Genomic DNA, 19,447 nt, shown 5'->3' on the forward strand with positions numbered 1-19,447 from the left:
GACAAGAGAGCTGACACCATGAGTTTCCTCGAATACGCCCCGGCTCCGGAGTCGCGGTCGATCCTGAACCTGCGCGACGAGTACGGCCTGTTCATCGACGGCGAGTTCGTCGCCGGTCACGGCACCCCGTTCCAGACGATCTCTCCGGCGACGGAGGAGCGCCTCGCGACCATCGCGACGGCCGACGCCTCCGACGTCGACACCGCCGTCGCAGCGGCGCGCCGCGCGTACGACCGGGTCTGGTCGCGGATGAGCGGCTCCGATCGCGGCAAGTACCTGTTCCGGATCGCACGGCTCGTCCAGGAGCGCGCCCGCGAGCTCGCCGTGGCCGAGAGCCTCGACAACGGCAAGCCGATCAAAGAGAGCCGGGATGTCGACGTCCCGCTCGTGGCCGCCTGGTTCTTCTACTACGCGGGATGGGCGGACAAGCTGGAGCACGCGGGCCTCGGCCCCGCGCCGCGCGCGCTGGGCGTCGCCGCGCAGGTGATCCCCTGGAACTTCCCCCTGCTGATGCTCGCGTGGAAGATCGCGCCGGCGCTCGCGGCGGGAAACACCGTCGTGCTGAAGCCGGCCGAGACCACTCCGCTGACGGCACTGCTGTTCGCCGAGATCGTCCAGCAGGCCGACCTCCCCGCGGGCGTCGTGAACATCGTGACGGGCGCTGGGGAGACCGGCCGCGAGCTGGTCGCGCACCCGGACGTCAACAAGGTCGCCTTCACCGGCTCGACCGCGGTGGGCCGGGAGATCGCCCGGAGCGTCGCGGGCACGAGCAAGAAGCTGACCCTCGAGCTGGGCGGCAAGGCCGCGAACATCGTCTTCGACGACGCGCCCATCGACCAGGCGATCGAGGGCATCGTCAACGGCATCTTCTTCAACCAGGGCCACGTCTGCTGCGCGGGCAGCCGCCTCCTGGTGCAGGAGAGCATCCACGACGAGGTCGTCGACCGGCTGAAGCGCCGGCTGTCGACCCTGCGGCTGGGCGACCCACTGGACAAGAACACCGACATCGGCGCGATCAACAGCGCGGAGCAGCTGCAGCGCATCCGGGAGCTGTCCGACATCGGCGAGGCGGAGGGTGCTGAGCGCTGGACCGCCGACTGCGCGATCCCGGAGAACGGCTTCTGGTTCGCACCGACCATCTTCGACAACGTCTCGACAAGCCACCGCATCGCCCGCGAGGAGGTCTTCGGCCCGGTGCTCTCGGTGCTGACCTTCCGCACGCCGGCGGAGGCGATCGCCAAGGCCAACAACACGCCGTACGGGCTGTCGGCCGGCATCTGGTCCGACAAGGGCAGCCGCATCCTCGCCGTCGCCGACAAGCTCCGCGCAGGAGTGATCTGGGCGAACACCTTCAACCGCTTCGACCCGGCCAGCCCGTTCGGCGGCTACAAGGAGTCCGGCTACGGGCGCGAAGGCGGCCGGCACGGCCTCGGCGCGTACCTGGTGCCCGGACGGTCGGTCTCGGCGCCCGTGTCCATCCCCGCCCGCCTCGCTCGCAAGGGAGCCACCAAATGAGCCGCTTGGCCGTTCCGAAGACCTACAAGCTGTACATCGGCGGGAAGTTCCCGCGCAGCGAGTCCGGCCGCACCTACGAGGTGCTGTCGGCGAAGGGCGCCTTCCTCGCGAACGCCGCCAAGGCCTCCCGCAAGGATGCCCGCGACGCGGTCGTTGCCGCGCGTGCCGCCGTCTCCGGCTGGTCCGGAGCGACCGCCTACAATCGCGGACAGGTGCTCTACCGGATCGCCGAGCTGCTGGAAGGGCGCCGGGCGCAATTCGTCGACGAGATCCAGAAGGCCGAGGGCGTCTCCGCGGGTGCGGCGACGGCGCAGGTGGACGAGGCGATCGACCGCTGGGTCTGGTACGCGGGCTGGGCGGACAAGTTCGCGCAGGTCGCGGGCAACGCCAACCCGGTCGCCGGCCCGTACTTCAACATCTCCGTGCCGGAGCCCACCGGCGTCGTCGGCATCGTCGCGCCGCAGGACTCCAGCCTGCTCGGCTTCGTCAGCGCGGTCGCGCCGGCACTGGTCGCAGGCAACAGCGTCGTGGTCGTCGCGAGCGAGCGCTTCCCGCTGTCGGCGATCAGCCTCAGCGAGGTGCTGGCGACGAGCGACGTCCCGGGGGGTGTGGTCAACATCCTCACCGGGTCGCCGGCCGAGATCGCGCCGTGGCTCGCGTCGCACGCCGACGTGAATGCGCTCGACCTGGTCGGCGCGGGGGACCTCGACTGGGTCGACCTGCAGATCGCGTCGGCAGAGACGCTGAAGCGCGTGCTGACCCCCGAGAACGGCTCCGACGCTGCCGCTCCGTCGCTCGACCGCATCGCGTTCTTCACCGAGACGAAGACGGTCTGGCACACCAAGTCGCTGCTCTAGCCCATCCACCGATTCGTGACGAATCGGGCATCTGACACGTGCTGAGCACCGATTCGTCACGAATCGTGCCTCGCTAGCGCCTCGGCCGATTCGTGACGAATGCGGCGTCTGGCGCGATGTAAGCGCCGATTCGTCACGAATCGGGAGGAGGCGAGTGTTCTTCCGATGCAGCAAGTTGTGAGGGAGTATGGGAGGAGGCGGGGGAGACGAGGGGAGGCCGACGATGGCGGACGAGTGGAGACCGGAGCACGGTGAGCTGGCTCTCGTCGGCGACAGCCTGACGCAGAACGGCGACTGGGATGCGCTCCTCCCCGGCGAGGCGGTCCGCAATTTCGGGATGGCCGGCGACACCACCGACGACGTCATCGCGCGCCTCGGCGACGTGATCGACGCCCGGCCGGCGACGGTCGCCCTCCTCATCGGCACCAACGACCTCGCCTGGCGCCGATCGGTCGAGCACGTGGTCCGCAACATCGAGACGATCCTCGTGACTCTGCGCCGGGAGCTGCCCGATTCGCGCATCCTGGCCCAGTCCGTGATGCCGCGCGGGCACGAGTTCGCCGACCAGATCCGCGACATCAACCGCCACCTGTGGCAGTTCGCGCCCGGTGCGCACGCCGGCTGGCTCGACCTGTGGCCCGCTCTCGCGCTGGAGGACGGCGAGCTGAACCCCGCCTACACCGAGGATCGCCTCCACCTGAATTCCGACGGCTACCGAGTCTGGGCGGGCGAACTCGCCCCCGCCCTGGAGCGCATCCGCGACCTCCCCCCGAACTCCCGCGCCATCACCCTCCCCGACCTCGGCGGCGCCGCCTGACCCACCCCTCGCGGCATCCGCCCACCGTCGAGACACACTTCTTGCACGCCCCCGCGGCGTGTCGTGTGCAAAAAGTGTGGACTCGACGGTGGGGGGAGGGGTCAGGAGGCGCGGAGGAGCGCGGCGTAGACGGCGATGCCGCGGAACCACGTGGCGGTGCGGATGCGCTCGTCACGGGCGTGGAGGGCGGCCCGCTCGTCGGCGCTCAGCTCGAACGGCGTGAACCGGTAGACGGCGTCGCAGATGCCCGTGAAGTGCCGGCTGTCGCTCGCTCCGAGCATGACGTAGGGGGTCACGACGGCCCGCGGGTGCACGGCGCCGATCGCCGAGGCCAGCCGATCCCAGTGCGGACCGTCGGCCGGGGAGACGGGCGACGGCTCGCTGGCGTCGACCGCCTCCACCCGGACGGCGTCGTCACGGATCGCCCGCCGCAGGTGCGTGAGCGTCTCGGCCACCGACGAACCGACGGCGATGCGTGTGTTGACGACCGCCTCCGCCGTCTCGGGCAGGGCGTTCGCGGCGAGGCTGCCGCTCAGCTGTGTGACCGCCGTCGTGGTGCGGACCATCGCCCGCGTCTCGTCGCTCAGCCGGCCGAGGACCGTACGGAGGAGGGGCTGCAGCCGGCGTGCGCGGGTGAACACCGCGCGCAGCGGACCGGTCGCATGGGCGCCCAGCATCTCGACCATCTGCAGGGTGGTCTCGCTGAGCCGGGCCGGGAACGGCCGGGCGTTGAGCCGGGTGATCGCGCGCGCCAGGCGAACGGTCGCCGTCATCCGCGGGGGAGTGGAGGCGTGCCCGCCGTGCTGCTCGACGGTGAGCCGCACGCTGGTGATGCCTTTCTCGCTCACACCGACCACCGCGATGGGCACGTGGACGCCCGGGAAGATGCGCTCCACGACCGCGCCGCCCTCGTCCAGGACCAGGGCCGCACGGATGCCGCGCTCGTCGAGCGCCGCGGCGATCGTCCGCCCGCCCGAACCGACGGTCTCCTCGTCGTGACCGAAGCTCAGGTAGACGTCATGAGCCGGCTGGAAGCCGGTGCGCACCAGCTCCTCCACGGCCTCCAGGATGGCCACCAGCGCACCCTTGTCGTCGATCGCCCCACGGGCCCACAGCGTCTGGTCCTCGCCCGCGCCCGTGAGTTCGGCGGCGAACGGGGGATGCGTCCATCCCTCGGCGGTCGCCGGCACGACGTCGTAGTGCGCCATCAGCACGGTCGGCGTTCCGGACTCGCGTCCGGGCCAGCGGTACAGGAGGGAGTGGCCGTGGCGCTCCCGCTCCAGCGTGGAGTGGAGGGCCGGGTACAACTGGGGGAGGGACTCGATGAAGTGGTCGAACGCTGCCCAGTCGGTGTCCTCGACGACGTTCCGCGACATCGTCGGGACGCGCAGCAGTGTGCGGAAGCGCTCCAGCGCGGCTTCCCGCTCCAGCGCGGCTTCCCGATCCAGCGCGGCGGCCTCCTGCCCCGGCGCGCCCGGCCCCGGGTCACTCACCGGCGGCCGTACGGAACGCGTCGAACGCCGCGTCGTTGAACAGCACGAACCGGACGTGCTCCACCGAGCCCACGCCGGAGGACAACACGGCCCGCACGGTGCTGATCGCGATGCGCGCCGCGTCGTCGAGCGGCCAGCCGTAGACGCCGGCCGAGATCGCCGGGAAGGCGACCGTCCGCGCACCGAGTTCGCGCGCCACGCGGAGGGAGGAGCGGTACGCGTTCTGCAGCAGCGGCGTCCGGTCTTCGTCCGGGGACCAGACCGGCCCGACCGCGTGGATCACCCATCGAGCGGCCAGGTCGCCCGCCGTGGTGGCAACCGCCTGCCCGGTCGGGAGGCCGCCGGGCAGGGTGGTCGCCCGCAGCTGCCGTGTCGCTTCGAGGATCGCGGGCCCGCCGCGGCGATGGATGGCCCCGTCGACGCCGCCGCCGCCCAGCAGCGAGCTGTTGGCGGCGTTGACGATCGCGTCGACGGTCTCGTCGGTGATGTCCCCGCGGACGATGCGGATCAGTTCTGTGTCGGTCATGCCCGCCTCAGCCCCGGTTGTTGGAGAGTTCGTAGACCTTCAGCAGCTCGGCGATGGCGTCGTCGCGCGCGCTGCCTCCCTCTTCGAACATCTCCGAGACGTGCGTGCGGAGGTGGTTCTCGACCAGGAGTTTGTTGAGCGAGCCGAGGGACTTCTGGATGGCGAGCGACTGGGTGAGGATGTCGATGCAGTAGTCCTCGTTCTCGATCATCTTCTCGAGCCCGCGAAGCTGCCCTTCGAGGATGCGCGTCCGGTGCAGCGCACGCTTCTTGATGTCTGCGATCACCCCCTCAGGATAGGCCGGATCCGGCATACCCGGTGGGGGTAGCCGCCCCTGAAGAATCGGGGCGGCGGCGCTGTGCATCCCTCGCGGATACACGAACGCCCCCCGGTCAATATCCCCCTAACGGGGGGGTAGGGGTGGACATACCGCTGGGTCTATCCTCCAGGGAGGGGTTGAGAAATATTCGTTTAACAGGAAAGGCCCGACTTTGCTGAAGAACCTCAGCCCGCTGCTGTCCGGCGCGCTCCTGAGCGCGCTCGACGCCATGAGAGATGGCGAGACACTGACCCTCGTGGGCAGCGGCTACCCGGAAGACCAGATCACCGCACCCGTCATCCACCTGGGTGACGACGTCACGACAGAGGCCGCCGCCGAGGCGATCCTCTCCGTGTTCCCGCTCGATACCGAGAGCTCCTCGCCGATCGTGTTCCTGGACCTCGCCGACGAACCCTACGACGTACCCGACGTCGCGTTCGCAGTGAACGGGATCGCGTCCGACGCCGAACTCCGCCGAGTCCCCATGACCCGTCTCGAACTCGAGCCGTTCCTCGAGCTCGCCCGAACGTCCGCCGTCACGGTGCGGGTCGGCGCCGATGCGCCGCCGTGCGCCTTCCTGCTCCGCCGGGGAGTGCTGTAGCCCGCAGCGCACCCCCGTACACAGCATCCCGCAGCACCACGTCGCCCGCCCGGGCCGGAGAAACAGAGGCCTCCGCGACCGGGCGGGCGCACCAGGTCACGGGCGCCGCGTAGAGTTGTGTCCCGTGTCCAGACCACACACGCCGCAGCCGCCCGCCTTCAACCGCGCTGCTCTCGCGCCCGGGCTGCTGGGGGCCATCGTCCTGCTGGCCGGCCTGGCACTGCTCGGCAGCGACTGGTACCTCTACGTCCGGTACGCCGTCAGCATCCTCGCGCTCATCCTGTGCGTGTTCGCCGTGCAGGCGAAGCTGTGGTGGTGGCTGGTCGGTCTCATCCCGATCGCGGTGGTCTGGAATCCGATCTGGCCGTTCCCGCTCACAGGGATCGTCGCGCAGGCTTTGTCGCTCGCGGGCGCCGTTCTCTTCGTCGCCGCCGCGGTCACGATCAAGATCCCTGCAGACACTCGTCGCTGAACGGCTCCGCAGCCGGTAGAATGGTGCTGCGCGGCCGTCCTGTGCCGCGCGCTCCCGGCGTCAGCCGCGTGAGTCCGGTCCACTCGGTACCGGTCCTCCCGCCCCCGCCGGCCTCACGACCACACGGCGTCGCGCCCTCCGGCAGCGCGCGGCGCCTCCCCTGGAGGACCATGTCTCGTTCCGGTCAGCGCACCAGCCCGACCAGGCCGCAGCAGCAGCGGAAGAACCGGCACGCCAACAACGACGGGCTGATCCCCGTCCTCGCCCGCAAAGTGCGCGAGGTGGAGGCGAAGGCCGTCGACGGCAAGAAGCTCGGCCCCACGAACCGCACCAAGTTCCAGGTGATCGCGTTCCTGATGCGGGAGGAGCGCGCCAGGGCCAAGTCCGACCCGGACCTGAGCGACGCGGCGCGCGCCGAGCAGCTGAAGCGGCTGGACGGCATCGCCACCATCCTGGCGAAGACCGCAGCGCGCGACACCTCGCTGATCTCGCTGCTCGAGAGCGAGTCCCCGTCGACCGCCACCGCGCAGAAGATGCGCCGGGACTGGCTGCTCGAGTCGGGCACGGAGCTGTCGCCCGACGACCTGATCATCACGGTGGAGCGGCCCGTCGCAAAGATCGACAGCGTCATCCCGCCGGAGCTGGCCGAGAAGCAGGTCGTTCCGCAGTCCGTCAAGGCGCGTCAGCTCTCCAACCCGTTCCTGGCCCCGGACCTCTCGCGGCTCACCCCGCCGGCCCCGACGCCGCGCCGGCGCCTCGACTCGTGGGAGCTGCTCGGCCCGCTGTTCAAGTCGTTCGAGTACGGCGCAGGCGGCCAGGCGGCCAGCATGGAGCTGCCGCCCGCGCCGCTGCTCGACCGCTACTCGCCTCCCGGCACGGAGCTGATGCACCACCAGTCACGGTTCATCGAGAGCGTCCGCCAGGGGCATCGCAGCTTCCTGCTCGCCGATGAGCCGGGCCTCGGCAAGACCGCGCAGTCGGTGCTCGCCGCCTCCGTCGCCGGCGCCTATCCACTGCTCGCCGTGGTGCCGAACGTCGTGAAGATGAACTGGGCGCGCGAGGTGGAGCAGTGGACGCCGATGCGGCGTGCCACGGTCATCCACGGCGACGGGGAGGGCCTCGACGCCTTCGCCGACGTCGTCATCGTCAACTACGAGGTGCTGGACCGGCACCTGTCCTGGCTGAGCACGCTCGGCTTCAAGGGCATGGTGGTCGACGAGGCGCACTTCATCAAGAACCTGCACTCGCAGCGCTCACGCCTCGTGCTCGGGCTGGCCGACGCCATCCGCCAGGCGACGCCGGACCCGCTGATGATCGCCCTGACCGGTACGCCGCTGATCAACGACATCGACGACTTCAAGGCGATCTGGCAGTTCCTCGGCTGGATCGACGGCAACAAGCCCACTGCTCAGCTGATGGAGCACCTGGAGGAGACGGGGCTCACTCCCGCCGACTTCGGCTTCTACGCGGCGGCGCGCGAGGCGGTCATCGACATGGGCATCGTCCGCCGCCGCAAGCTCGACGTGGCCGCCGACCTCCCCAGCCGGCGCGTCGTCGACCTGCCGGTCGAGCTGGACGACGAGCTGGGTCGCTCCATCCGCCAGGCCGAGAAGGATCTGGCCGCGCGGCTGGTCGCCAAGTTCCACCGTGCTGCGGCGGCCGGCCGTCCCGACTCCTTCGACGGCGACGACGAGGCGCACCGCCGCCACCTCATCCGCCTGGTGGCCCAGTCGGAGCTGGAGGAGTCCAAGTCCTCGAAGTCCGGCGACAACGTGTTCACCATGGTGCGCAAGATCGGCCAGGCGAAGGCCGGGCTGGCGTCCGACTACACGGCCCAGCTGGCGCGCTCCGTCGGCAAGGTCGTCTTCTTCGCGAAGCACATCGACGTGATGGATGCGGCGGAGGAAGCGTTCGCGGCCCGCGACCTGAAGACGATCTCCATCCGCGGCGACCAGTCCGCACTGGCGCGCCAGAAGGAGATCGACGCGTTCAACAACGACCCGGAGGTCGCGGTCGCCGTGTGCTCGCTGACCGCCGCCGGTGTGGGCCTCAACCTGCAGGCGGCCTCCAACGTCGTCCTCGCCGAGCTGTCCTGGACGGCTGCCGAGCAGACGCAGGCGATCGACCGCGTGCACCGCATCGGCCAGGAGGAGCCGGTCACGGCCTGGCGGATCATCGCCGCGCAGACCATCGACGCCAAGATCGCCGAGCTCATCGACGCCAAGCAAGGCCTCGCCGCTCGCGCGCTCGACGGCAGCGACGTGGAGGTCGGCTCGGCCGACTCCGTGCAGCTCGACGCGCTGATCACCCTGCTGGAGGGCGCGCTGGCGTAGCGGTCGGCCTTCGGTGTCGTCTCAGGCGATCCCGGCGTCGTCCGGGTCGAGGGGGACGGGCCGGTCGTCGTCCGGGAGGAGCTCGTCGTCCTCGTCGTCGATCACAGGAACGTCCTCCGGGTCGTGCACCACCGGCTCCGGCTCGTAGTCGGTCTCCTGCGCCTCGCGGAAGTCGTCGAGGTCCTCGTCGTCTCCGTGTTCACGTCCTCTGGGGTCGCTCATGCCCCGAGGGTACCGCCGGGCGACGCGCGCAGGAAGGCCGTTCTCACTCCAGCTCGATGACGAAGAAGGGGCCGCTGTCGTCGTGCTCGATGTGCGCCGTCCCGCGGAATCCGGCGAAGTCGCCGGTTCCCGTGCCGGGAACGATGTTGCCGAACGCGGAGGCGTCGCCCGGGTGCTGCAGCGCGCCGTGATGCACGGTCACGGACCCGCTGCGGCCATCGTCCAGCCGTCCCGTGATGCGCTCGGCGGCGAGATACCCGCGGCCGCCCTCCTCGGTCCCCGAGGAGACGAAGTGTGCGATCGACTCTCCGACGAGTCCTTCGCTGTAGGTCTTCCGCATGACCACCGCGCCGAGCCAGTCGTCGTCGGCGCCGGACAGTCCGAGGCCGGGCAGTTCGGCCGGCTCCCAGCCGGTGACGGTGAAGCGGGCGGTGATGGTCTCTGTGCTCATGCGTTCACCGTAGACGGGCCGGAGTCCGCCGCGCTTGAAATTTCGCGACAGAGGAAATGTGGGCTAGACAGGGCATATGCCCCATCATTCCCAGGTCGAGATCGAGCGCAAGTACGACGTGGAGGCCGAGGCGCGCCATCCCCAGCTCGTCGGTGTCGGGGCGGTCGCCGTTCAGGGTGAGCCTGTCCGCCACGAACTGGTCGCCACCTACTTCGACACCCCCGACCTCGCGCTGGCGCAGCAGCGGACGGCCGTGCGCGTCCGGCGCGGCGGCCACGACGCCGGCTGGCACGTCAAGCTCCCGGCGGAGGAGGGACGGACCGAGCTGCACTGGCCGCTCACCGACGACGACGAGCCGCCCGCAGAACTGCGGGAGCACCTGCGCTCGATCATCGGGGACGCGCAGCTCGTCCCGATCGCCCGGGTCACCAACCAGCGCGACAGCGTCGTGCTGCAGGACGCCGCGGGTTTCGAGGTCGCGGAGCTGACCGACGACCACGTCCGGAGCGAAGATCTGCGCGCCGGCGGCACGCGCGAGTGGCGGGAGTGGGAGGTCGAGCTCCTCGCCGGCGCCCCGGACACGCGGGAGCGCCGCACCGCGCTGCTCGACGGGATCGAGGAGCGCCTGCTCGCCGCAGGAGCCCGGCCGTCGGCCAGCTCGTCGAAGCTGCAGCGCGCCCTCGGACTCTGATCCGCCTACCACCGGACGACGTCTCCCGTCCAGTGCGATTTTGTGCAGCCCCTCCGGGGCGGGCATGATTCAAGCACGCACGAGAAACGGAGCAGCATGAAGATCGGCATCCTCACCAGCGGCGGCGACTGCCCGGGCCTGAACGCGGTCATCCGCGGGGCGGTCCTGAAGGGGGACCGCGTCCACCGCTCCGAGTTCGCCGGCTTCCGTTACGGCTGGCGCGGTGTCGTCGACGGCGACATCATGCCGCTCGACCGGCACAGCGTCCGCGGCCTCTCGCGCCAGGGCGGCACGATCCTGGGCTCCAGCCGCACGAACCCGTTCGAGGGCGAGAAGGGCGGCCCCGAGAACATCCAGCGGATGATGGACGAGCACGAGATCGACGCCATCATCGCCATCGGCGGCGAGGGCACGTTGACCGCCGCCCGCCGCCTCACCGACGCGGGCCTCCGCATCGTCGGCGTACCGAAGACGATCGACAACGACCTCGCCGCGACTGACTACTCGTTCGGGTTCGACACGGCCGTCGAGATCGCGACGGAGGCGATCGACCGCCTGCGCACGACGGCGGAGTCGCACCAGCGTTGCATGGTGGTGGAGGTGATGGGCCGCCACGTCGGCTGGATCGCCCTCCACTCGGGCATGGCCGGCGGCGCCCACGCCATCCTCATCCCGGAGCAGCCGCAGTCGATCGAGCAGATCTGCGAGTGGGTGGAGTCGGTCCGCGACCGCGGCCGTGCGCCCGTGATCGTCGTCTCGGAGGGTTTCCACCTGGACACGATGGAGGAGGCCCACTCGCACAAGGGCCTCGACGCGTTCAACCGTCCCCGCCTCGGCGGCATCGGAGAGATGCTCGCCCCGATGATCGAGGAGCGGACCGGGATCGAGTCGCGCGCCACCGTCCTCGGCCACATGCAGCGTGGCGGCGTGCCGAGCGCGTACGACCGCGTGCTCGCCACGCGCCTCGGTATGGCGGCGGTCGACGCGGTCTACGAGGGCCGCTGGGGCTCGATGGTCTCGCTGCGCGGCACGGACGTCGTCAACGTGTCCATCGCGGATGCGACGGGCGGTCTGAAGACGGTGCCGGATGCGCGGTACGAGGAGGCGGCGCTCCTCTTCGGCTGAGGTGCTGCTCTTCGGACGACTCCCTGCTCCTCGGACGACTCCCTGCTCTTCGCGGGCTGGCGGGTCTAGGCTCCGTGCTACGAGAGGGAAGGAGCCTGTCCGTGCCGCGATTCGTCCAGTTCGAGGAGTTCGGGTCCCGCGACTACCTGCGGGTGGTGGATCGGGAGCGGCCGTGGCCGGGCCCCGGCCAGATCCTGGTGCGCGTGATGGCGGCGGGACTGAATCCGATGGACTACAAGGCCTACCGGGATGAGCAGGCGGCGGCCCGCATGGGTGTGACGCTGCCCAGCGGCATCGGGATGGACTTCGCCGGATTCGTCGAGGACCGGGGCGACGGGGCGACGCGATTCGAGCTGGGACAGGCGGTCTTCGGCACCGCCCCGTTCGCGTCGATCGCCGACTTCGTCGTCGTCCCGGAGGACGGACAGGTGGTCGCCAAGCCCGACGCCCTGACCTTCGAGGCGGCAGGATCGCTCGGCGTCGTCGGGCGCACGGCCATGGCCAGTGTCCGCTCCCTCGACCTCCACGAGCGCGACACCGTGCTCGTCAGCGCGGCGGCGGGCGGTGTCGGCGTGCTCGCCGCCCAGCTCGCGGTACGGGCGGGCGCGACGGTGATCGGCACGGCGAGCGAGGAGAACCACGACTTCCTGGAGTCGCTCGGCGTCATCCCCGTCGAATACGGGGAGGGGCTGGCCGAGCGGGTGCGCGACGTCATCGACGACGACCATGTCACCGCCGTGCTCGACAACCACGGCCCTGACACCATCGAGGCGGCGCTGGAGCTCGGCGTTCCGATCGAGCGTGTGAACAGCATCGTCGCGTTCGGTCCGGACGCGCACGGCGCGCGGAACGTCGGCGGCAGAGCGGCCGGCAATGACGAGCTCGCCGAACTCGCCGACCTGCTGGCCGAGAACGAGCTGGTGCTGCCGATCGACTCCATCTACCCCATCGAGCGGACGGTCGAGGCGTACGGGAGGCTGGAAGCGGGCCACCTGCGCGGCAAGGTCGTCATCGTCACCGACTGAGCGGCCGGCCCGTCCCGGCCCACGAGAGGAGCATCCATGATCGCAGAGGACATCGCCCGGCAGCTCCGTGCCGCTGGGTTGCGCTGGCAGCCGGCCTCCGGGGACACCTTCGCCATCGACCGGCCCGGCATGGAGGGCGAGCGGTTCACGGTCAGCGAGATGACCATCGAACCGCACCACTTCGACACCGGCACCATCCTCGGGTTCAACGGCACCACGGAGTGGGCACTCGACTCGCTCGCGGTCGAGGACGCGCTGTGGATCCCGCGCGAGGACCAACTCCGCGAGCTGCTGGGCGGCAGCTTCCGCCATCTGGCGCGCACCCCGGACTGCTATCGGGTCACGGTGTTCTTCGGCGACGAGGAGCGGATGTTCGAGCACGACGACGCCGCTACCGCGTACGCGCAGGCGCTGCTCTCGCTGATCGGGGCATCGGTCTCGTAGTTGGGGGCTCGGGCGCTCAGGCGTCGAGCGCCGCGGCCCCGAGCGCGGACGGGTCCCGCACGGACGGGTCCAGCACGGATGCGTCGAGGTCGGCGACGCTTCGCGCGCCCGCCAGCCCTAGCGTGATGTCCAGTTCGGCGATCGTGTTGCGGAGCAGCTCGTGCACGCCGGTCTCGCCGGCGAGGGCGAGGGCGTAGACGTAGGGGCGCCCGAGAGCGACGGCCCGCGCGCCGAGGGCGAGGGCGACCACCGCATCCGACCCCGTGCGGACGCCGCTGTCGAAGATCACCGGCATGCTGTCGGGCACGGCCTCCACGATTGCGGGCAGCGCGTCGAGCGCGGCGACCTCTCCGTCGATCTGGCGGCCGCCGTGATTCGAGACCTGCACCGCATCCACACCCGTGTCGGCGGCACGGCGGGCGTCGTCAGGATGCAGGACGCCCTTCAGCACGATCGGCAGGCGCGTGCGCTCGCGGAGGAACGCCAGGTCGTCCCAGGTGAGGGAGGGGTCGGCGAACACATCGAGGAAGGTCTCGACCGCCGCCAGCGGCTCACCGGACCGCAGCTTCTCGCGCAACGGCCCGGGGTGGTGGCGCAGGATGCTGGCGAAGGAGGCGAGTGCGGCAGGCGTGGGCGTCGTGGATGCGCGTCCACCGCGGGCCGCTCGCTCGCGGAGAAGCTCCCGGAACACGGGATCGCTGGTGTACTGGGCGATGCCGAGTCCACGGCTGAACGGCAGGTAGCCGAGGGAGAGGTCCCGCGGCCGCCAGCCGAGCACGTGCGTGTCGAGGGTGACGACGATCGCCTCGCAGCCGGAGCGTTCCGCACGCGCCACCAGGCTCGCGACCAGTTCGCGCGACGAGCTCCAGTACAGCTGGAACCAGCGGGCGGCGCCGGGGGACGCGTCCTCCATGGCCGCGGCGACCTCCTCCATCGGCTGCGAGGCCTGGGTGGAGAGCATGGCGGGTACCCCGAGGGCTGCCGCGGCGCGCGCGGCGGCGGCATCGCCTCCTCGGCGGGCGAGCTCGAGCACGCCGATCGGCGCGAGCAGCAGCGGGGTGGGGCGCCGGACGCCGAACAGCTCGACGGACAGATCGCGGGCGGAGACATTGCGGAGCACGCGCGGGACGATCCGCCGGCGCCGGAATGCCTCGAGGTTGGCCTCCGCCGTCCGCTCGAGCCCGGCGGAGCCGGCCACGTAGGCGAAGGCCGCTGCGCTCATCCGCCGCTGGGCCGCGCGCTCCAGTTGCGTGAACCCGACCGGGATGCGCGGCCGGCGGCCGGACACCCCCGCCCGGTAGATCTCCGACTGGGCATCGCGTCCGGCGTTCGAACTCATGACCACATCATCCACTGGTCCCGACATGCCGTCATCCTCCCGGTGCGGTGACGGCATGTCGGGACCACTCCATGGGACGCAACACGCCGTTATGCCCGCGCGTGAACGGCGTGTCGCGTCCCATGGATGCCGACTAGCGGCGGCGGCGTGGCTTGGGGGCCGAGCGCGGGCGTTTGCGGGCGCCCTGTTCGGCCTCCCGGGCTGCGACGTCGGGGTTGCGGGAGCTGTGCGCCGTGCGGCCGCGGACGATCCCGATGAACTCGTCGACGAGGGGATGCTGCCCCTCGCGCGGCCAGGTCAGGCCGATGCGGCTCTGCGGGGCGTCCACGACAGGGAGCGCCACGACGTCCTTACGCCGCAGCGCCTTCGCGACGGAGGCGGGGAGCAGTGCGATCCCGTCACCTGCGGCGACGCTCCGCAGCAGCGCCTCGGACGGCTCCCCGCCGACGCGCGGTTCGTCGGCGAGATGCGCGAGGCGCAGCGGCTCCTCCTCCAGCGTGAGCAGGTGCTCGTGGTGCATCACCGCGACGATGTCCTCCGCGTAGAGCGGGATCAGGTGCCGGTCGTCGTCCGGCTCGGCGTCGCGGGCGAACACCATGTCGGCGTCGCCCGCGGCGAGGGCCGCCAGCGGGTCGCCGCTCGGGCGCGCCACCAGCTCGACGCGCGGGAACCGCTCCTCGAACGTGCGGGTCCACTTGCCGACGGTGACGCCGAGCGGGAAGGCGAGGGAGAAGCGGGAGGACACGCGTCGAGGGTAGCGGACGGTAGCCTGGGGGACATGAAGGCGCAGACCATGAAAGCGGCCACGGCGGCCAAGAAGCTCGGCATCTACCTGCCGGCGGCGCCCGACGACTTCCGCGACCGCGAGATCAGCCGGACCGAGCTGGACGGCCTGATCGCCGATCCGCCCGAGTGGCTGCAGACGCTCCGGTCCGAGGGCCCCCACCCCCGCGACGTCGTCGCCCGCAAGCTCGGCGTCTCCAACTCGGGTCTCGCCCGCGGAGGGGTCACGGAGGCGCTGACCACGTCCGACATCAAGGCGCTCCTGGCCGACCCGCCCCAGTGGCTGGTCGACGAGCGGGCGACGCAGGCGGCGGTGCGCGCCGAGAACGCGCGCGTCAAGCAGCGCGACGCCGAGCGCGCGGCCCGGCGCGCTGCCGACGAGCGCTAGAGCCGGCTACTGCATCCGGGCGGTCACATCCCCGCGGTTACATCCCGGAGGGCTGCGTCCCGTCCGGGGAGCGGGTCGCCGACCGCGCCGCCCGCGCGATGGCCTGCGGACCGGTCACCAGGGCGCGGCGCCACGGGGCGACACCGTCGATCTCGACCTGCAGCGAGAAGCTCAGGATGGTGCGGATCAGCACGATGATCCCCAGCACGAACGCATCGGTGAGCGAGGGCGTCGACGTGACGGTCTTCACGAGGTCGGCCGCGACCAGGATCTCGAGGCCCAGCAGGATGACGCCGCCGAAGCTCTCGCGCAGCGTCTTGAACGCCGCCGCGCCGCTCCGCTGACGCCGCCAGGCGACCAGCGCGAGCCCGATCGCCACGAGGAAGCCGATCGCCATGGCGGCGACGCCGGCGAACTCGAACGCCGTGGCGGTCTCCTCGAACAACAGGTGCGCATCCATGCGCTCATCGTGCCACGTAGAATTCTCCGGTGCCTCCCGAATCTCCGGCCGATCCCGGCCTCGACCCCGACGACCTCGCCGTCACCCTCCGCGTCCTCCAGCAGCTGCACGAGCTCGACCAGGAGCACCCGGACTACGTGACCGTGCGCCGGGCGACCGCGCACATGTTCAAGGCGTCGAAGCAGGCGAGGAAGCGCGAGCTGCGGCGCCAGGTCGCTGAGGCGGACCGGGCCGTCATCGCGGCCACCGCGACCGGGGCGCCTGACCGCATCGACGACGAGACCCGGGGTCGGGAGCTCACCTCCAGCACCACCGGTTCCCGGACGGCGGGGACCCTCCTCACCTCCCAGGCCTGCTACATCTGCAAGCAGCAGTACACCGAGGTCGACTGGTTCTACCACCAGCTCTGCCCGTCCTGTGCGGCGTTCAGCCACCTCAAGCGCAACGCGCGCACCGACCTCACCGGCAAGCGCGCGCTCCTCACCGGCGGCCGCGCCAAGATCGGCATGCACATCGCCCTGCGGCTGCTGCGCGACGGCGCGCACCTCACCATCACGACCCGATTCCCGCGCGACGCGGTCCGCCGCTTCTCGCAGCTCCCGGACGCGGGCCAGTGGCTGCACCGGCTCCGGGTCGTGGGCATCGACCTGCGCGACCCGTCCCAGGTGATCGCGCTCGCCGACTCGGTCGCCGAGCGGGGATCCCTCGACATCCTGATCAACAACGCGGCGCAGACGGTGCGGCGCTCGCCCGGCTCCTACTCCCTCCTCGCGGAGGCGGAGACGCAGCCGCTGCCCGACGGCCCGCTGCCCGAGCTGGAGACCTTCGGCCACACCGCCGACCCGCACCCGCTGGCGCTGGAGCGCTCGGTGGCGGCGCACCCGCTGCTGTCGGCCGCCGACGTGCGCGGCACCATCGCCGAGCTGGCGGGCACCGCCGTGCTCACGGCGGACGACCTGGCCGCGGAGGCGATGGCGGCCGGCTCCTCGTCGCTCGCCCGCCACGCGGACGGCACGGCCATCGACGCGGGCGGTCTCGTGCCGGATGTGGCCCACGTGAACAGCTGGACGCAGGCGATCGGCAGCATCGATGCTCTGGAGCTGCTCGAAGTCCAGCTCTGCAACCAGACGGCGCCGTTCATCCTCATCGACCGTCTGCGACCGTCTCTCGCCGCCGCCGGCCGCTCCTACATCGTCAACGTGTCCGCGATGGAGGGCGTCTTCGGCCGCCGCTACAAGGGCGCAGGCCACCCGCACACCAACATGTCGAAGGCCGCCCTCAACATGCTCACCCGCACCAGCGCCGCGGAGCTGTTCGAGACCGACGGCATCCTGATGACCGCCGTCGACACCGGGTGGATCACGGACGAGCGTCCGCACCACACCAAGGTCCGGCTGGCCGAGGAGGGGTTCCACGCGCCGCTCGACCTGGTCGACGGCGCCGCCCGGGTCTACGACCCGATCGTCCGCGGCGAGGCCGGCGAGGACGTTCACGGAGTCTTCTTGAAGGACTACCGTGCGTCGGCCTGGTGAGCAGTACGCTGGCGGCGGGGACGTGAGCGAAGGGACTGGGATGCCGAGCACACCACCCGACGTGCCGCGCGTCACGCCGCGGGACGCCATCCCGACACCCGGGCAGGCCCGGCCGATCCCGGAGGTCGCGAAGGGCGGCCGGATGCGGCACTGGCTGCTCAGCGGCCTCGTCGACGAGCGCGGAACCCAGCAGGGCCCGCACGGCCGCAACCCTGACCGCACCCACACCTGGTGGCAGGTCATGTGCCTCACCGGCGTCGACTACTTCTCGACCCTCGGCTACCAGCCCGCCATCGCGGCGCTCGCCGCCGGGCTCGTCTCGCCGTTCGCGACCCTCGTCCTCGTCGCGCTGACCCTGCTCGGGGCGCTCCCCGTCTACCGCCGGGTCGCCCGCGAGAGCTTCAAGGGCTCCGGGTCGATCGCCATGCTGGAGCGGCTGCTGCCCTGGTGGGCGGGCAAGCTCCTGGTACTGGTCCTGCTCGGATTCGCGGCGACCGACTTCATGATCACCATCACGCTGTCGGCGGCGGACGCGTCGGCGCACGCCATCGAGAACCCGTACTCACCGGGATGGTTCCACGGCAACAACGTCCTCATCACGCTTTTCCTGCTCGCACTCCTGGGGGCCGTGTTCCTGAAGGGGTTCAAGGAGGCGATCGGCATCGCCGTGGTCCTCGTCGCGGTGTACCTGGCGCTCAACGTGGTCGTGGTCGGCACCTCCATCGTGGAGGTGTTCCAGCATCCCACCCTGGTCGACGACTGGTGGGGCGCGCTGTTCCGTCAGAACGGCAATCCGCTCATCGTCGTGGGAGTCGCGCTCATCGTCTTCCCGCGCCTGGCGCTGGGCCTGTCCGGCTTCGAGACCGGCGTCGCGGTCATGCCGCAGATCAAGGGCCGGCCGGACGACGACCCGGCGTACCCGAAGGGGCGCATCCGCGGCGCCGGCCGGTTGCTCACCACGGCCGCGATCATCATGAGCGTCTTCCTGATCACGTCGAGCTTCACCACGACGCTGCTCATCCCGCAGAAGGACTTCCAGCCGGGCGGTCCGGCCAACGGTCGCGCCCTGGCGTACCTCGCGCACGAGTACCTCGGCAACGGGTTCGGCACCGTCTACGACATCAGCACCATCCTGATCCTGTGGTTCGCCGGCGCCTCGGCCATGGCGGGCCTCCTGAACCTGGTGCCCCGCTACCTTCCCCGCTACGGGATGGCGCCGCAGTGGGCGCGCGCCGTCCGCCCCCTGGTGCTCGTGTTCACCGCGATCGCGTTCCTCATCACGCTGATCTTCCAGGCCAGCGTGGATGCGCAGGGCGGCGCGTACGCGACCGGCGTGCTGGTGCTCATCACGTCGGCGTCGCTGGCGGTGACCCTCTCGGCGCGGCGCAAGCGGCAGCCGAGGCGGATGGTCGTGTTCGGGATCATCACCGCGATCTTCGTCTACACGACCATCGACAACGTGATCGAGCGGCCCGACGGCCTGCGGATCGCGGCCCTGTTCATCCTCGCCATCCTGATCGTGTCGATCGTTTCGCGGATAGGGCGCTCGTTCCAGCTGCGCGCCACCTCGGTGACCTTCGACGTGACGGCCCTCGACTTCATCCTGGAGGACGCGGAGGAGGGTGAGATCCGGATCATCTCGCACGAGCCCGACGTCGACACCACGACCGAGTACGCGCAGAAGAACAAGGACGAGCGCAAGTTCAGCCACATCCCGCAGCGCTCGCGCACCATCTTCCTGGAGGTGCTGCGCTCCGACTCCTCCGACTTCGAGGAGGATCTGGTGGTGCACGGCGTCATCAAGCACGGCTACCGGGTGCTGCAGGTGAAGAGCGGAAACGTGCCCAACACCATCGCGGCGGTGCTCATCGAGGCCCGCGACGTCACCGGGGTGGTGCCGACCATCTACTTCGAGTGGACGGAGGGCAACCCGATCTCGAACATGTTCCGCTACCTCATCACCGGCGTGGGAGAGGTGGCGCCGGTCACCCGCGAGGTGCTCCGGGAGGCCGAGAAGGACATCAAGCGGCGACCGGCCGTGCACGTGTCCTGAG

Annotated in this window: 21 protein-coding genes; 13 read left to right on the top strand and 8 right to left on the bottom strand. The window is 70.8% G+C overall.

What is annotated here, in order from left to right:
• Positions 1-18 precede the first annotated feature (18 nt).
• The 3 genes from SB754_RS04610 to SB754_RS04620 all read left to right on the top strand — a co-directional run bounded on the left by SB754_RS04610 (position 19) and on the right by SB754_RS04620 (position 3,189).
• Entirely contained in the window at positions 19-1,515 is a 1,497-nt protein-coding gene (locus SB754_RS04610) for an aldehyde dehydrogenase family protein (RefSeq protein WP_410781180.1), read from the top strand.
• Positions 1,512-2,372 carry an aldehyde dehydrogenase family protein gene (locus SB754_RS04615; RefSeq protein WP_410781181.1) on the top strand — a complete coding sequence of 287 codons (861 nt, stop codon included), beginning with the start codon at positions 1,512-1,514 and terminating at the stop codon, positions 2,370-2,372. Before SB754_RS04610 ends, SB754_RS04615 begins: the two co-directional genes overlap by 4 nt.
• Positions 2,373-2,595: 223 nt before the next feature.
• The gene (locus tag SB754_RS04620) at positions 2,596-3,189 is read left to right on the top strand and encodes an SGNH/GDSL hydrolase family protein (protein ID WP_410781182.1); all 594 of its coding nucleotides are present in this window, start codon (positions 2,596-2,598) and stop codon (positions 3,187-3,189) included.
• Between the two features lie 101 nt (positions 3,190-3,290).
• Here the strand turns inward: SB754_RS04620 and SB754_RS04625 are convergent, their stop codons facing one another.
• The 3 genes from SB754_RS04625 to SB754_RS04635 all read right to left on the bottom strand — a co-directional run bounded on the left by SB754_RS04625 (position 3,291) and on the right by SB754_RS04635 (position 5,494).
• Complete coding sequence (locus SB754_RS04625; RefSeq protein ID WP_410783256.1) at positions 3,291-4,565, bottom strand: M20/M25/M40 family metallo-hydrolase; 1,275 nt, start codon at positions 4,563-4,565, stop codon at positions 3,291-3,293.
• Positions 4,566-4,674: 109 nt separating this feature from the next.
• Positions 4,675-5,208: an O-acetyl-ADP-ribose deacetylase gene (locus SB754_RS04630; RefSeq protein ID WP_410781183.1), complete on the bottom strand. Its 534-nt coding sequence runs from the start codon at positions 5,206-5,208 to the stop codon at positions 4,675-4,677.
• A gap of 7 nt (positions 5,209-5,215) precedes the next feature.
• Positions 5,216-5,494 (bottom strand): metal-sensitive transcriptional regulator, encoded by a 279-nt coding sequence (locus tag SB754_RS04635; RefSeq protein ID WP_410781184.1) that lies wholly within the window; start codon positions 5,492-5,494, stop codon positions 5,216-5,218.
• Between the two features lie 205 nt (positions 5,495-5,699).
• Here SB754_RS04635 and SB754_RS04640 point away from each other — a divergent pair, with 205 nt between their 5' ends.
• From SB754_RS04640 to SB754_RS04650, 3 genes are all read left to right on the top strand, one after another.
• The gene (locus SB754_RS04640; protein WP_410781185.1) at positions 5,700-6,128 is read left to right on the top strand and encodes an RbsD/FucU domain-containing protein; all 429 of its coding nucleotides are present in this window, start codon (positions 5,700-5,702) and stop codon (positions 6,126-6,128) included.
• Between the two features lie 124 nt (positions 6,129-6,252).
• Positions 6,253-6,600 carry a DUF6804 family protein gene (locus tag SB754_RS04645; protein WP_410781186.1) on the top strand — a complete coding sequence of 116 codons (348 nt, stop codon included), beginning with the start codon at positions 6,253-6,255 and terminating at the stop codon, positions 6,598-6,600.
• A gap of 170 nt (positions 6,601-6,770) precedes the next feature.
• On the top strand, positions 6,771-8,933 hold the full coding sequence (locus tag SB754_RS04650) for a DEAD/DEAH box helicase (RefSeq protein WP_410781187.1): 2,163 nt from the start codon (positions 6,771-6,773) through the stop codon (positions 8,931-8,933).
• 21 nt (positions 8,934-8,954) lie between these two features.
• On the opposite strand, the gene SB754_RS04655 is transcribed toward SB754_RS04650, so the two are convergent.
• Both SB754_RS04655 and SB754_RS04660 read right to left on the bottom strand, forming a co-directional pair.
• A complete protein-coding gene (locus SB754_RS04655) occupies positions 8,955-9,155 on the bottom strand; it encodes a hypothetical protein (RefSeq protein WP_410781188.1) in 201 nt (66 codons plus the stop codon).
• A gap of 43 nt (positions 9,156-9,198) precedes the next feature.
• On the bottom strand, positions 9,199-9,606 hold the full coding sequence (locus tag SB754_RS04660) for a DUF3224 domain-containing protein (protein WP_410781189.1): 408 nt from the start codon (positions 9,604-9,606) through the stop codon (positions 9,199-9,201).
• Between the two features lie 76 nt (positions 9,607-9,682).
• Between SB754_RS04660 and SB754_RS04665 the strand changes: the two genes are divergently transcribed.
• The 4 genes from SB754_RS04665 (at position 9,683) to SB754_RS04680 (ending at position 12,891) form a co-directional block, all read left to right on the top strand.
• Positions 9,683-10,297: a CYTH domain-containing protein gene (locus tag SB754_RS04665; protein WP_410781190.1), complete on the top strand. Its 615-nt coding sequence runs from the start codon at positions 9,683-9,685 to the stop codon at positions 10,295-10,297.
• A gap of 96 nt (positions 10,298-10,393) precedes the next feature.
• A complete protein-coding gene (locus SB754_RS04670) occupies positions 10,394-11,422 on the top strand; it encodes a 6-phosphofructokinase (protein WP_410781191.1) in 1,029 nt (342 codons plus the stop codon).
• 101 nt (positions 11,423-11,523) lie between these two features.
• Positions 11,524-12,447, top strand: a complete 924-nt coding sequence (locus tag SB754_RS04675; protein WP_410781192.1) for an NADP-dependent oxidoreductase — start codon at positions 11,524-11,526, stop codon at positions 12,445-12,447.
• A gap of 36 nt (positions 12,448-12,483) precedes the next feature.
• On the top strand, positions 12,484-12,891 hold the full coding sequence (locus tag SB754_RS04680; RefSeq protein WP_410781193.1) for a hypothetical protein: 408 nt from the start codon (positions 12,484-12,486) through the stop codon (positions 12,889-12,891).
• Between the two features lie 16 nt (positions 12,892-12,907).
• On the opposite strand, the gene SB754_RS04685 is transcribed toward SB754_RS04680, so the two are convergent.
• Positions 12,908-14,230: an alpha-hydroxy-acid oxidizing protein gene (locus SB754_RS04685; RefSeq protein WP_410781194.1), complete on the bottom strand. Its 1,323-nt coding sequence runs from the start codon at positions 14,228-14,230 to the stop codon at positions 12,908-12,910.
• Between the two features lie 133 nt (positions 14,231-14,363).
• Entirely contained in the window at positions 14,364-14,975 is a 612-nt protein-coding gene (locus SB754_RS04690; RefSeq protein WP_410781195.1) for a LysR family transcriptional regulator substrate-binding protein, read from the bottom strand.
• A gap of 33 nt (positions 14,976-15,008) precedes the next feature.
• On the opposite strand from SB754_RS04690, the gene SB754_RS04695 reads away from it, so the two are divergent.
• Positions 15,009-15,401 (top strand): DUF5997 family protein, encoded by a 393-nt coding sequence (locus SB754_RS04695; RefSeq protein ID WP_410781196.1) that lies wholly within the window; start codon positions 15,009-15,011, stop codon positions 15,399-15,401.
• Positions 15,402-15,438: 37 nt separating this feature from the next.
• On the opposite strand, the gene SB754_RS04700 is transcribed toward SB754_RS04695, so the two are convergent.
• A complete protein-coding gene (locus SB754_RS04700; protein ID WP_410781197.1) occupies positions 15,439-15,861 on the bottom strand; it encodes a DUF1622 domain-containing protein in 423 nt (140 codons plus the stop codon).
• Between the two features lie 29 nt (positions 15,862-15,890).
• On the opposite strand from SB754_RS04700, the gene SB754_RS04705 reads away from it, so the two are divergent.
• Both SB754_RS04705 and SB754_RS04710 read left to right on the top strand, forming a co-directional pair.
• Positions 15,891-17,393: an SDR family NAD(P)-dependent oxidoreductase gene (locus SB754_RS04705; protein WP_410781198.1), complete on the top strand. Its 1,503-nt coding sequence runs from the start codon at positions 15,891-15,893 to the stop codon at positions 17,391-17,393.
• A gap of 142 nt (positions 17,394-17,535) precedes the next feature.
• Positions 17,536-19,446 (top strand): amino acid transporter, encoded by a 1,911-nt coding sequence (locus SB754_RS04710; protein WP_410783258.1) that lies wholly within the window; start codon positions 17,536-17,538, stop codon positions 19,444-19,446.
• Position 19,447: the final 1 nt, after the last annotated feature.

It is taken from the genome of Leifsonia sp. SIMBA_070, assembly GCF_046534635.1.
Taxonomy (GTDB): domain Bacteria; phylum Actinomycetota; class Actinomycetes; order Actinomycetales; family Microbacteriaceae; genus Leifsonia.